Consider the following 12,169-nt stretch of genomic DNA (forward strand, 5'->3'; position numbering starts at 1 on the left):
GTCGGTCTACTCCCACGACATCTCTGCGGCCCCGGGTTCCGGGTCGGGTCGACAGTGATGAGGCCCACCGCCCGGCTCTGGCCATACTGCTGCACCCGAGCCTGAGTACGCGCCCTGAGCCTGAGTACGCGCCCTGAGCCTGAGTACGCGCCCTGAGCCTGTCGAAGGGCTCCGGAGTTCCCAAGGTGCCAAGGACCTTGGCCCCCATGTGAACGTCCACCAGACGCCATGATGCCCGTCGGCTTTGGGGGACTCGCAGGCGCGGGCTTCGGCGGGCTTTCTCACTAAGTCCCTTCGACAGGCTCAGGGCAGCGCCCATCGACAGGCTCAGGGCAGCGCCCTTCGACAGGCTCAGGGCAGCGCCCTTCGACAGGCTCAGGGCGAGCATGGGCGGCGGAGTTTGGAAGAGCTGACGGCTGCCGCTAACCTAGGAGATAGAGATACCCCCCTGGGTATACGAATACTGCCAAGGAGCCGCCCGTGTCAGAGATCAACCAGACCGACTTCGCTCGCACCCACTGTGACGGCCGATCCCAGGTTGTCGATGTTCGCGAGCGCGAGGAGTTCGCCTCCGGACACGTACCCGGCGCCAGGTGGATCCCGATGGGCCAGTTGACCAACCGGCTGGCCGAGATCGACAGGACTCAGCCGGTCTACGTGATCTGCGCCACCGGCGGACGCAGCTCGGCCATGACCGATGTGCTGCGCCACCACGGCTTCGACGCCCGCTCTGTGGCCGGCGGCACCAGCGCCTGGATGGCAGCTGGCCGTGTAATCGACTACGGCACCCCGGAAGGACATTGAGCCTCATGACCAATATCACCAAGACAGCGACCATCATCCCGATCGAGACCCCGACGTTGGGGGACCGCAGCTATCTCGTGCACGACGGCCAGGTGGGTTTTGTCGTCGACCCGCAGCGTGACATCGACCGCGTCCTCGACCTTGCCAGCCGCGAAGGCGTGTCGATCTCCCATGTCTTCGAGACCCACATCCACAACGACTACGTCACCGGGGGACTGGCACTGGCCGAGGCGACCGGAGCGCTCTATCTCGTCAACGGTGCCGACGAGGTCGCCTACGACCGCACCCCGATCGCCGACGGCGACGAGATCCGCATCGGCGACTCGATGGTGATGCGGGCGCTGGCGACGCCCGGACACACCTTCACGCACCTGTCCTATGCGCTTACTGACGCCGGTGAGCCGGTAGCGGTGTTCACCGGTGGGTCCCTGCTGTTCGGCGCGACCGGCCGGCCGGACCTGTTGGGTCACGAACACACCCACGACCTGGTTCATGCCCAGTACGCCTCGGCGCAACGGCTCGCCACTGAACTCCCCGACGCCACCGAGGTGTTTCCGACGCACGGGTTTGGCAGCTTCTGCTCGGCGACGCAGTCCGAGGCCACCGACTCCACCATCGGCCAGGAGAAGCTGTCCAACCCGGTCCTGACCGAGTCCGAGGAGGCCTACGTCGAAGCGCTGCTCGGAGGTCTGGACGCCTACCCGGCCTACTACGTCCATATGGCCCCGGCCAACGCCGCGGGACCGTCCGCGCCTGACCTGTCGCTGCCAGAACTCGCCCAGCCGGCCGAGCTGCGCCGCCGGATCGAGGAGGGTGAGTGGGTCGTCGATCTGCGATCGCGGACACTCTTCGCTGCGGGACACGTTCCCGGGACCCTGAACTTCGGTCTCGACGGCGGCTTCGCCACGTACCTCGGCTGGCTGATCGAGTGGGGTACGCCACTGACCCTGCTCGGCGAGACAGAGGAGGACGTCAGCAACGCCCAGCGTGAGCTGGTGCGGATCGGCATCGACCGACCCGCCGCGGCCGCGACCGGAGGTCCCGAGGACTGGTCAGACCGACCACTCGCATCGTTCCCGCGGGCGACCTTCGCTGATCTGGCGCACGTCCGGCACCACCGCGAGGTCGTCATCCTCGATGTACGCCGGATCGCCGAGTACGCCGCTGCACGCATCGAGGGTGCGCTGAACATTCCGCTGCACGAGCTGCCCAAGAGGGTCGCCGAGGTGCCCGACGCCGAGGTGTGGGTGCACTGCGCCGGCGGCTATCGGGCCTCGGTCGCCGCGTCGTTCCTGTCTGCGGCCGGCCGGCGGCTGGTCGCCATCGACGACACCTTCGACAACGCCAAGGTCACCGGCCTGCACCTCATCACCGACGAGGAGGAGGCGTGATGATGCGCAAACTCCAGGCCCTGCTCGGCCGCCCCCCGTCCCTGACGGCAACCGAGGCCCACCAATCCGTCGAGGATGACCGGGCGGTGCTGCTCGATGTCCGAGAGACCAACGAATGGCGAGCGGGCCACGCGCCTCAGGCCCTGCACATCACCCTCAGCACGCTCGAGACCCGACTAGAGGAGATCCCGACCGGGCGGCCGATTGTCACAGTCTGCCGGTCCGGCCGACGCTCGGCCGCGGCCGCGAATGTGCTCATCCGGCGCGGCTACGAGGTTGCCAACCTCACCGGCGGCATGAATGCCTGGGCCGCCGCCGGCTTACCCGTCATCACCGCACGGAACAAACCCGGCCAGATCATCTGACTGTCTATGCCCCGCAAGGAGACCACCATGACCTCACCCAATACGCACCTGCCTGACACCGTTGACACCGAAACCGTGCTCGGCTGGATGGCCGACCCTGATGCGGTCACCGTCATCGACGTACGCAGCCCAGCGGAGTTCGATACCGTCCACATCACCGGCTCCTACAACATGCCGCTCGACCTCCTCGCCGAACACGCACCCCAGCTGGCGACCCGGTTGGACCACAAGGTGGTCCTCGTCTGCCAGTCCGGCGTCCGCGCTGGCCAGGCCCGCCAGCGCCTCGCCGCGGTCGGCATGGACAACCTCCACGTCCTCGACAAGGGCGTCCCCGGTTTCGCCGCCGCGGGCGGGCCTGTGGTCCGAGGGCGGGCGCGGTGGGCGCTGGAACGTCAAGTCCGCTTCGTCGCGGGCTCCCTCGTGGTCGCCGGCGTCGTCGCCAGCCGCTGGGCTCCGAAGCTCGTCGCCGTCGCCGGCGGGATCGGCGCCGGCCTGACCATCTCGGCTCTCACCGACACCTGCACCATGGGCCGGGTCCTGTCCGCCCTTCCATACAACCGGGGCCCGCGAGCCAAGAGTGGGCAGACGCTGGTCGACGAGCTGCCCATCAGCGTCTCGTCATCGTGACCGGCACCCTGCTGGTGTCGGTCCTGCTGGGGCTGGCCATCGGGGTTCTGCTGGGCCTACTGGGCGGGGGCGGCTCCATTCTGGCCGTCCCTGCGCTCGTCTACGGGGCCGGGCTGCCGCTCTCTGCGGCCGTCCCCACCTCGTTGCTCGTGGTCGGGATCTCGTCGGCCACCGCCGTCATCCCCCGGCTGCGGCAGGTCCAATGGCGCCTTGCTGCCGTGTTCGGGGGCAGCGGCGCGATAGCGGCCTTCGGTGGCGCCGCCGTCAACCGGCTGCTCGACCCCACCGTCGTGCTCGTCGGCTTCGCCGTACTGATGATCGCCGCCGGCGTCCGGATGCTCACCAACCAGAGCGAGGGCGGCGGTTCCTGCGCACTGCCGACTGGCGGTGTCCACTGGCAGAGTTGTCTGCCCAAGGCGATCGGCGCCGGCCTGGTCGTGGGCTTCCTCACCGGCCTGTTCGGCGTCGGAGGCGGATTCCTGATCATTCCCGCCCTGGTCCTGCTGCTCGGCCTCGCCATGCCCCAAGCCGTGGCCACCTCACTGATCATCATCGTGGTCAACTCCGCCTCCGGTTTCATCGCCCACCTCGGTGACGCTCACCTCGAAGCCGCGGTGGCGATCCCCTTCACCCTGGCCGCCATCGCCGGCTCCCTCGGCGCAGGACGGTTCGCCAGTCGGTTGCCCGCCAGCAAGCTGCGCCGCTGGTTCGCCTACTTGGTCTTTGCTGTGGCCGCCTTCGTCATCTATCGGGCCCTCACGGCCGCCTGACGCGGATTGGGGACTGTCGACTCTGAAAACCTGGTGCGCGTTGTCCCTGGCCCGTGCCTCCACGCCTGACAACAAACCCGCGATCCTCACGGGATCCAGCTTTTAGGGTCGGGATGGCTTGGGCCGAGCAGTTCGCTGCCAAAGATCCCACCGGAGGCGGGCGGGGAAGCCTGGTCAAGCACCCTTGGGTGGGCCGGCGCCGATGCGCTCCAGCAGCTGAGCTGGCGACCCGCGCAGACCATGGATGGACTCCAGCCACCAGGTGACACCGGCGTCGGCGTATCGTCTCGCCAGGTCGGTGTCGCCTTCCTGCGAGACACCGGTCAGCGCGACGTCATAGGCTTCCGTCGGCGGCCGGAGCCCATGGATCCTGGTCGCCATCTGTTCGGGAGTGACCGTCATCCGGCCCTCGGTGTCATCGCCACCGACGATCCAGCCGTCCCAGCGGCGGGCCCGGCGCCGGGCCGGAGCGCTCTCGCCGCCGATCCAGATCGGTACCCGTGGTCGTTGGACCGGCACCGGGGCCAAGGTGACCCCGTCGACGGTCAGGTGCCGACCGTGATGATCCACGCGTTCGCCCGACCAGAGAGCGGCCACCACCTCCAGTGACTCGTCGAGCCGCTCGGCTCGCACGCGGGCATCGTCCACATCTCCGAATGCGCTGAACTCGGCCGGAACGCCACCCAGCCCGGCCCCGAACACCACCCGCCCGCCGCTCAGCAGGTCCAGGGACGAGACCGACTGGGCAACGACCTGCGGTCGGCGTCGGGCCAACGGGGTGACCGCAGTACCGATCGTCAGCCGCGAGGTGGCCTGGGCGACGGCGGCCAGCGTCACCCACGGATCCGCTGCGGGAGCGCCCCAGACGAAGCCCAGGTGATCCCACACGAACAGCCCCTCCCAGCCGGCGTGCTCCGCGACGAGCGCCAGCTCGACCACCCGTCGAGGGTCCGCATATTCACCCAAGGTGCACAGGTTGATCCCGAACTTCACGAGTTGATCCTGAACTTCACGGGGCCCCCGGTGACACTTGACGCAGCCTGGCTCAGAACGCCGAGCGGCGACGGAGCGCCCGCGGGCGGCCATCGGGATCGAGCATGGCCCGGTAGAGCGGGGCGGCCCAGAGCCTCGTCAGCCGGGACAGCCGGGGGTGATCCAGCGGCCGCAGCCGACCGGGTGGCCGTTCGCCGCGCTTCCCGCCGTCGTACCAGGCCTGCAACCGGTCAGCGGATTCGGCGAAAGCGTGGAACATCCCCTCGGCGCTGACGCAGTCCGCCATCACCGACAGCAGAGTGCTGTCATTGAGATCCTCTGGTCCGGTGCCGGTTTCGATCTTGGAGATGTCGCCGGGGAACTCGGCTGGGCCGACCTTGCGGTCGAGATGCTCGGCGGCCAAAGTGAGCCGGAGTCGGCGAGCATAGGCCGAGTGGTCCCCGCCCGCCTCGTCGATGACGACGGCGGACAGCTCGGAGTCGTGGGTCCACGACCGCCGGTTGAAGTTGTCCGAGCCGATCGTGGCCCAGACGTCGTCCATCACGCACACCTTGGCGTGGACGTAGACCGGGCGCCCCTGGTGGTTCTCGACGCCGTAGAACGCGACCCGGTCACCGCCGGCCTTCCTCAGCATCGCCAGCGCCTCCAGCCGTCCCAGCTCCTGCGGCAGGCGGGAGAGGGGAGTGGACTGGTCCGGCACGTGCGGAAGCACCGCGATGACCCGGAGGTCCCGATTGGTCGTCAGTGACTCGACGAAGGTGGTGGCGATATCGGTCGACCACAGGTACTGGTCCTCGATGTAGACCAGCTGGTCGGCTCGGGCCAGCGCCTTGCTGTAGCCGCGCGCCACGCTCCGTTCGCCGCCACGGGCGAACGGGTAGTCCCGGCCATGCCGCAGATTGGGGTAGGTCCGCAAGAGCTGGACGATGTGGGTGCCCCCCGGAACCGGAGGAGGCGGCGGCGCCTGATCCGGCAGCGGATCCGGGCTACGGTCGACCCGCTGCAGCTTGTCATGCAGCCAGAACAAGGGGTTCTGGCTGAGCGGGGTTGGGTCGAGCCACCGTTCCCGGAAAACCGTCTCCACATCGTGCACGGCGGGACCGGAGATGGCGGCCTGGACGTCGTGCCAGGCCGGATGCTCCCCGTAGACCGCGGCCATGGACTGCGGTTGCGGGTCACCGAGATGGCGGGCGTCGTCGCGACGCGAGTGGCACAGGTCGATACCGCCGACGTACGCGACATCACGCTCGGGTCGGCCGCGGTAGCGGATCACCACGAGCTTCTGGTGGTGCGATCCACCGGTACGGACGCGCATGTCCAGCAGCACCTCCGCCCCCTGCGCCTGCAGCTGCTCGCCCAGCTGGCGGTTCTCCTCGGCCGAGAAGGAGAGCTTGTCCCAATGCGAGCGCCAGATGAGGCCCCGCACATCGACACCCCTGCGGTCGGCCGCGCCGAGCAGCTCCTCCACTTCCGAGCCGGGTTCACCGGTGAGCCGCTCGTCCGGGTCGCCTCGCCAGTCGGTGAAGTAGATCAGGTCACCCTCGCTGGTCTCCTCGATCCGCTGCCTCAGCTCGGCGAAGTAGGTGGAACCGTGGACCAGCGGCCGTACGTGGTTGCCCGAGGACCAGGCCTCATCGTCGGGATGCTGGGCGTCGAGGACGGTGCGCCCGTTGTCGCGCTCGGACTTCGTCAACAACCAGTCGCGAGGTTGCACGTCCATCGTCTACGCCGCTCTCCGCACCAGGCCAATCTACGGGCCGGCAGGGGTGTCCGCGTGGTTCGGGTCGGAATTGTCCATAGCGAGACGATGAGTGGACCGCGCCACCTGCGACCGGCTGGAAGAATGACAGCCATGGCGGACGAGAACGACGAGCTCCAGGACCGGCTGGCCGAGCTGGCGGCCCTAGCCTTTGACCTCGCCCGGGCCGGCAAAGAGGAGCAGCTGCGGCTGGCGATCGAGCGCGGTTTGCCTGTCGACCTGACCGACTGGTCCGGGAACACCCTGGTGATGCTGGCCGCCTATCACGGGCACGCCGAAACGGTCGCAATGCTGGCCGGGCACGGTGCCGATGTGAACCGGCTGAACGACCGCTACCAGAGCCCGTTGGCCGGTGCCGTCTTCAAGGGTGAGGACGCTGTGGTCGCCACCCTGGTTGCCGCCGGCGCCGACCCCGATCTGGGCACGCCCACCGCCCGAGCCGCGGCCGAGATGTTCGGCCGGGCCGATCTCTTCGCCCCCGCCGAGGGCTGACCCGAGTCCCGGTTACGCGCTCTGAGCCTTCCCGGTGCGCGCTCTGAGCTTGTCGAAGAGCGGGTTGAGGGAGAGCCCTTCGACAGGCTCAGGGCACGTGAGCAGGCTCAGGGCACGTGGGCAGGCTCAGGGCACGTGGGCAGGCTCAGGGCACGTTGGTTGGGAGGGGGTGACCCTTGTGGAGGCGGCTCCCACCGTGCTCTCCCGGAGCTCCAGCCGGTAGGGGATGATGATCGACTCGGCCGGCGTGGTGGAGCCGTCGATGCGCGAGATCAACAACCTGAGTGCCTGGCGACTGAGCTCCTGCAGGTCGACTGAGACCGTCGTCAGGGTGGGGTTGGAGAAGCGGCCCTCAGCGATGTCGTCGAAGCCGGCGACGGCCACATCCTGCGGCACCCGGACGCCAGCCTCGGCGCAGGCCCGCAATGCCCCGATGGCCATCAGGTCGTTGAAGCAGAAGACCGCGTCCGGACGCTCGGGGAGGGCCAGCAGCTGTTGCATGGCCTGATAGCCGTCCTGGCGCTCATAGTGCGCGACTCCGACCACGATCTCGGCATCAAAGGCGACCCCGGCCTTCGTCAGCGCCTGCCGATATCCCTGCAGGCGTACCGATGCGGTGCCCTGCACCGACTCCCGGCCGATGGCGGCCACCCGCCTACGGCCGAGCGAGAGGAGATGTTCAGTCATCGCCGCGGCAGCCGTGACGGAGTCCACCGAGACATGATCGAACCCGGGCGGGATGGCGCGCTCACCCAGCAGGACCATCGGCAGCGGGTCGGCTCGTCGGGCGATCTCGTCTGCGGACAAAGCCAACGGGGAGAAGATCACGCCGTCGATCACATGGGACCGCATGCCGTCGAGAACGATCCGCTCCGCCTCGGCGGTGGCGCCGGTCACATCGAGCAACACGATGTAGCCCAGCTCGCTCGCCTCGGCGCTGATCTCGGCGGCCAGCTCGGCGAAGTAGGGCGACTGCATCCGCGGCACGGCCAGGGCGAGGAAGCCCGCTCTCCCATACTTGAGCTTGCGCGCACTGATGTTGGGCCGATAGTGCAGCTCGGCGATGGCGGCCTCGACCTTGGCTCTGGTGCTCGCCTTGATGTGCGGATGGTTGTTCAGCACGTTGGAGGCGGTCTTGACCGAGACGCCCGCCAGTGCGGCGACATCTCTAAGTCGGGCAGCCATGGTGACCAGGTGCACTCGGTGCGCGGCACCGGCCCGAGGCCTGCGGCCCGACGGCGTTCGTCCCTCCCACGCTTGAACACTACCCTCTTTACAGGGCCGCTGAGCTTGGTGAAAATGTCCTCGGGTCGCACAGAGTCATCCGTTGCGAAGCGTGGAGAGTCGAGGCGCCATGACCTCACAGTCCACCGGTGCCGTATCAACGCAGGACTCAGCTCAATGAGCCGGGACATCCGACGGCGGGCAGCGAGGGTTATGCACATCTCCTCAGTGGTTGCCACCGCTGATCATGTTGCCGCCGTGCACAAGTCCGACAAGAAGATCATGATCAGCTTCGACGAGTGGAACGTCTGGTCCAGACCCGGTTCGCCGGCCAGGAGAGTCTGCAGATTCGCGAGGCGGGTGCGCTGATCGAGGATGTCTACGACGTGCAGGACGCGGTCGTGGTCGGCAGCCTGTTGATCACTTTCATGCGGCACACCGACTGGGTGCCTCTGGCCTGTCAGGCTCAGCTGGTCAACGTCATCGCCCCGATCCTCACCAAACCCGGGAGAGCGGCTTGGCGGCAGACCATCTTCCACCCGTTCGCCTCGCCTCCAGGTACGCCGCCGGCACGGTGTTCGACCCAGCGGCGACCCGACCGGCGCCGTCGGTAGGTCAGCCGAGCTCTCTCAGCAGCTTCTGGGCGATGGTCACAATGCCGGTCGGTGCCGTCAGGCCGCCGAAGATGGCCAAGGCGTCGCGGCGCTCCTGTGACGGACGCGCTGGGTTAAACATTGTCATGGCCCAGCCGGTGACATCCTCCACGGCCCTAGCGCAGGTGAAGTAGGTCAGCCGGTCCCGCTCGACCGTCGGGGAGCCGTAGCCCTCGAAGAACCACGCCTGCTGCTCCTCGGTCACCGGATGATCGGTCAGCACGCCACCACCCAGCACGAACATCAGATCGCGTTCGGGTGCGGCCATCGCCGCCGCATCCCAGTCGAGGATCCACAGCTGCGCCTCGGCGCCGATGATCAGATTGCCGAGATGGCAGTCGCCATGGGTCAGCACCCGCGGAACCGGGCGATCATGGAGGACACGGCCGAGGTCGTCGGTCGCCTCGGCCAGTCGCCGGAAGGAGTCGGCATGGGCGGACCAGTGGTCCGCGTCGCGACCGGCCAGCGTCTGGTCGACGCGGCGGACAGCGTCGACCGCCGTCGACGCGTATCCCTCGACCGGGACCGATCGCTGCACGTCCAGCTCCACGGCGTGCACGCGGGCGAGAGCCGAACCGAAGGCGCGCCACTCGGCAGCGGAAAGGGCCCGCTCGATCCCACGGCAGCCCGCTCTCCAGGGGGTGAGGGAGAGCTGGGCGTCATGGTGCGTGGACCACAGTTGGCCGTCGACGGTCCGGACCGGGTCGAGGACGGCCGGCACCCCGTGCCGGGCGAGCAACGCGCTTGCCCGGAGCCCGGCCGACAGGTCGGCCTCGCTGATCTTGACGGCGAACGCGTCGCCGGTGGCCGTCGCCGCCCGCCAGACCGACGCCGAGCTGTCGGCGCCCCCCGCCACCCGCTCGATCCGTTGGACGCGTACGCCGAAGTCGGCGGCCAGCCACTCCCGCAGTTCGGTGCTGGCGATCCGGATCTGGGCCACACCTCACCCTGTCAAAGGGCACGACCGGGCGGTCGCCGGGGCATCAGCTGTCTCACACAGTGCGTTATCACGTACGACGGCTGAGACGCGGGCCCAACGACGCCGCTAGGCTGCGTATCGAGCACAGCGACGGATCTGCCGCGGCCGGGACGTCCGATCGCGCCGGTCGGCCGATCTGCATTCCCAGCAGCCCCACGCAACAGGAGAGTCATGAGCAGCCCTGAACCGATCCGCGTCCTGATCTGGGGCGAGAACCGCCACGAGCAGATCGAGGAGCACGTCGCCGCGATCTACCCGGACGGGATGCACACCACCATCCAGCAGGGGATCGAGGAGAACCTCGGTTCCACCGTCACGACCGAGACCGTCACCCTGGACGACCCCGAGCACGGCCTGACCGAGGAGCGACTGGCCAGGACCGACGTGCTCGTCTGGTGGGGGCACGCGGCTCACGGAGAGGTCAGCGACGAGGTGGTCGAGCGGGTGCACCAGCACGTGCTGTCCGGGATGGGCCTGGTCGTGCTGCACTCCGGCCACTGGTCGAAGATCTTCACCCGGTTGATGGGCACCACCTGCACCCTGCGCTGGCGCAGCGAGCAGGACCGGGAGCTGGTCTGGACGGTGAACCCGACCCACCCGATCGCGCAGGGGGTGCCCAACCCGATCATCATCGCCCAGCAGGAGATGTACGGCGAGACGTTCGACATCCCCGCACCCGACGAGCTGATCTTCATCAGCTCCTTCACCGGCGGCGAGGTCTTCCGCAGCGGCTGCACCTTCCGGCGCGGCCACGGCAAGATCTTCTACTTCTCCCCGGGCGACCAGGACTTCCCGGTCTACCACCATCGGGACGTACGTCGGGTGATCGCGAACGGGGTCGCCTGGGTACGCTCCGACCTGCCGGAGCGCGCGATCCCCACTCTGCTGCGTTACGAGACCGAGGACTTCTACCACGGCCACGGCTACGGTGGCCCGATCAAGGACGCCGAGTGACCCAGTCGAACGTGAGCCAGCCGGAGGCGGTGGCCCCACTGCGGGTGATCCAGGTCGGCGCCGGCGGCATGGGTCGGGCCTGGCTGGCCACGATCGCGGCCTCCGATGATGTGGACCTGGTCGGGCTCGTTGATCTCGACCTGGCAGTCGCCCGGGCGGCCGCCGACGCGGCCGGGTTCACCCCGGTGCCGGTCGCGACCTCGCTGACCGAGCTGATGGACAGCACCCGCGCCCAGGCGGTGATCAACGTCACCGTCCCGCAGGCGCACCTGCCGGTCAACGTGGAGGCACTCTTCGCCGGTCTGCCGGTCCTCTGTGAAAAGCCGGCTGCGCCGACCGTCGCGGACGCACTGGTGATGGTGGCGGCCGCCGAGGCGTCGGGCCGGCTGTTGATGATCAGCCAGTCACGTCGCTACTTCAACCATCTGCTGGAGTTCAAGCGGCTGGCCGACCGGCTCGGCCCGGTCGGGTCCCTGAGCTGCGAGTTCTTCAAGGGCCCGCACTTCGGCGGTTTCCGCGAGACCATGCCGCAGCCGCTGCTGGTTGATATGGCGATCCACCAGTTCGACCTGGCGCGGCTGCTCCTCGGCGCCGAACCGGTCGCCGTGTACTGCGAGACGTACAACCCGTCCTGGAGCTGGTTCGGCGGAGACGCCGCGGCGACGGCGGTCTTCGAGTTCGAGGGTGGCGCCCGGTTCAACTACCACGGCAGCTGGTGCAGCCCCGGCCTGGAGACGTCGTGGAATGGCAGCTGGCGGGTCAGCACGGCGGCCGGGTCCGCCCTCTGGGACGGAGACACCCCACCCGTGGTCGAGGCACCGGACGACCCGTCGGTCCAGGTGCAGCCCAGCCCGACCGGTCCGGAGCAGATCGCCGGTTCGCTGGCGGAGTTCGTCGGTGCATTGCGGACCGGAGCCACCCCGCAGGGGGTCGTGCGCGCGAACGTGCTCAGCCTGGCAATGGTCGAGGCGGCTGTCCGGTCGGCCGACACCGGCCGGCGGGTGATGATCACCGAGGTCCTGGAGGGGGCGTACGCGGAGGCGAGGCAGGCCCCGCAGGACGAGCGGATCCGAAGTGAGCTGAACGGTTGGAGCTCGGTGGCCGAGGCGCTGTCGCTGAGAGCCGGACGATGATGGAGGCGAAACAATAATGGGGCCC

13 protein-coding genes are annotated in these 12,169 nt (G+C 68.6%); 9 read left to right on the plus strand and 4 right to left on the minus strand.

Annotated features, from left to right (window positions below):
- Positions 1–480 precede the first annotated feature (480 nt).
- The 5 genes from JOE57_RS09480 to JOE57_RS09500 are packed head-to-tail and all read left to right on the plus strand — an operon-like array spanning position 481 to position 3,957.
- Entirely contained in the window at positions 481–804 is a 324-nt protein-coding gene (locus tag JOE57_RS09480) for a rhodanese-like domain-containing protein (RefSeq protein WP_338041237.1), read from the plus strand.
- 5 nt (positions 805–809) lie between these two features.
- Complete coding sequence (locus JOE57_RS09485; RefSeq protein ID WP_204917463.1) at positions 810–2,195, plus strand: MBL fold metallo-hydrolase; 1,386 nt, start codon at positions 810–812, stop codon at positions 2,193–2,195.
- A complete protein-coding gene (locus tag JOE57_RS09490) occupies positions 2,195–2,560 on the plus strand; it encodes a rhodanese-like domain-containing protein (protein ID WP_239578904.1) in 366 nt (121 codons plus the stop codon). The genes JOE57_RS09485 and JOE57_RS09490 overlap by 1 nt, the downstream gene beginning before the upstream one ends.
- 27 nt (positions 2,561–2,587) lie before the next feature.
- Positions 2,588–3,187, plus strand: a complete 600-nt coding sequence (locus JOE57_RS09495) for a rhodanese-like domain-containing protein (RefSeq protein ID WP_204917464.1) — start codon at positions 2,588–2,590, stop codon at positions 3,185–3,187.
- Positions 3,184–3,957 carry a TSUP family transporter gene (locus tag JOE57_RS09500; RefSeq protein ID WP_204917465.1) on the plus strand — a complete coding sequence of 258 codons (774 nt, stop codon included), beginning with the start codon at positions 3,184–3,186 and terminating at the stop codon, positions 3,955–3,957. Before JOE57_RS09495 ends, JOE57_RS09500 begins: the two co-directional genes overlap by 4 nt.
- Before the next feature lie 174 nt (positions 3,958–4,131).
- Here the strand turns inward: JOE57_RS09500 and JOE57_RS09505 are convergent, their stop codons facing one another.
- Positions 4,132–4,950, minus strand: coding sequence for an LLM class flavin-dependent oxidoreductase (locus JOE57_RS09505; RefSeq protein ID WP_204917466.1), 819 nt, complete (start codon positions 4,948–4,950; stop codon positions 4,132–4,134).
- 52 nt (positions 4,951–5,002) lie between these two features.
- Positions 5,003–6,670 (minus strand): phospholipase D family protein, encoded by a 1,668-nt coding sequence (locus JOE57_RS09510; protein ID WP_204917467.1) that lies wholly within the window; start codon positions 6,668–6,670, stop codon positions 5,003–5,005.
- 132 nt (positions 6,671–6,802) lie between these two features.
- On the opposite strand from JOE57_RS09510, the gene JOE57_RS09515 reads away from it, so the two are divergent.
- Positions 6,803–7,201, plus strand: coding sequence for an ankyrin repeat domain-containing protein (locus JOE57_RS09515; RefSeq protein ID WP_204917468.1), 399 nt, complete (start codon positions 6,803–6,805; stop codon positions 7,199–7,201).
- A 126-nt stretch (positions 7,202–7,327) separates the two neighbouring features.
- Here the strand turns inward: JOE57_RS09515 and JOE57_RS09520 are convergent, their stop codons facing one another.
- Positions 7,328–8,386 (minus strand): LacI family DNA-binding transcriptional regulator, encoded by a 1,059-nt coding sequence (locus JOE57_RS09520; protein WP_204917469.1) that lies wholly within the window; start codon positions 8,384–8,386, stop codon positions 7,328–7,330.
- A gap of 338 nt (positions 8,387–8,724) precedes the next feature.
- Between JOE57_RS09520 and JOE57_RS18630 the strand changes: the two genes are divergently transcribed.
- Entirely contained in the window at positions 8,725–9,039 is a 315-nt protein-coding gene (locus JOE57_RS18630) for an alpha-L-arabinofuranosidase C-terminal domain-containing protein (protein ID WP_338041238.1), read from the plus strand.
- A gap of 1 nt (position 9,040) precedes the next feature.
- On the opposite strand, the gene JOE57_RS18635 is transcribed toward JOE57_RS18630, so the two are convergent.
- Complete coding sequence (locus tag JOE57_RS18635; RefSeq protein ID WP_338041239.1) at positions 9,041–10,018, minus strand: phosphotransferase enzyme family protein; 978 nt, start codon at positions 10,016–10,018, stop codon at positions 9,041–9,043.
- 210 nt (positions 10,019–10,228) lie between these two features.
- Here JOE57_RS18635 and JOE57_RS09530 point away from each other — a divergent pair, with 210 nt between their 5' ends.
- Both JOE57_RS09530 and JOE57_RS09535 read left to right on the plus strand, forming a co-directional pair.
- Complete coding sequence (locus JOE57_RS09530) at positions 10,229–11,011, plus strand: ThuA domain-containing protein (RefSeq protein WP_204917470.1); 783 nt, start codon at positions 10,229–10,231, stop codon at positions 11,009–11,011.
- On the plus strand, positions 11,008–12,144 hold the full coding sequence (locus JOE57_RS09535; RefSeq protein WP_338041240.1) for a Gfo/Idh/MocA family protein: 1,137 nt from the start codon (positions 11,008–11,010) through the stop codon (positions 12,142–12,144). The genes JOE57_RS09530 and JOE57_RS09535 overlap by 4 nt, the downstream gene beginning before the upstream one ends.
- The last annotated feature ends 25 nt before the right edge of the window (positions 12,145–12,169 follow it).

Source organism: Microlunatus panaciterrae, assembly GCF_016907535.1.
Classification (GTDB): Bacteria; Actinomycetota; Actinomycetes; order Propionibacteriales; family Propionibacteriaceae; genus Microlunatus; species Microlunatus panaciterrae.

Excerpts from the sequence above, each read along its gene's own strand:
- JOE57_RS09485 (WP_204917463.1), top strand. The coding sequence starts at position 810 with ATGACCAATATCACCAAGACAGCGACCATCATCCCGATCGAGACCCCG.
- JOE57_RS09490 (WP_239578904.1), top strand. The coding sequence starts at position 2,195 with ATGATGCGCAAACTCCAGGCCCTGCTCGGCCGCCCCCCGTCCCTGACG.
- JOE57_RS09495 (WP_204917464.1), top strand. The coding sequence starts at position 2,588 with ATGACCTCACCCAATACGCACCTGCCTGACACCGTTGACACCGAAACC.
- JOE57_RS09510 (WP_204917467.1), bottom strand. The coding sequence starts at position 6,670 with ATGGACGTGCAACCTCGCGACTGGTTGTTGACGAAGTCCGAGCGCGAC.
- JOE57_RS09515 (WP_204917468.1), top strand. The coding sequence starts at position 6,803 with ATGGCGGACGAGAACGACGAGCTCCAGGACCGGCTGGCCGAGCTGGCG.
- JOE57_RS09520 (WP_204917469.1), bottom strand. The coding sequence starts at position 8,386 with ATGGCTGCCCGACTTAGAGATGTCGCCGCACTGGCGGGCGTCTCGGTC.
- JOE57_RS09530 (WP_204917470.1), top strand. The coding sequence starts at position 10,229 with ATGAGCAGCCCTGAACCGATCCGCGTCCTGATCTGGGGCGAGAACCGC.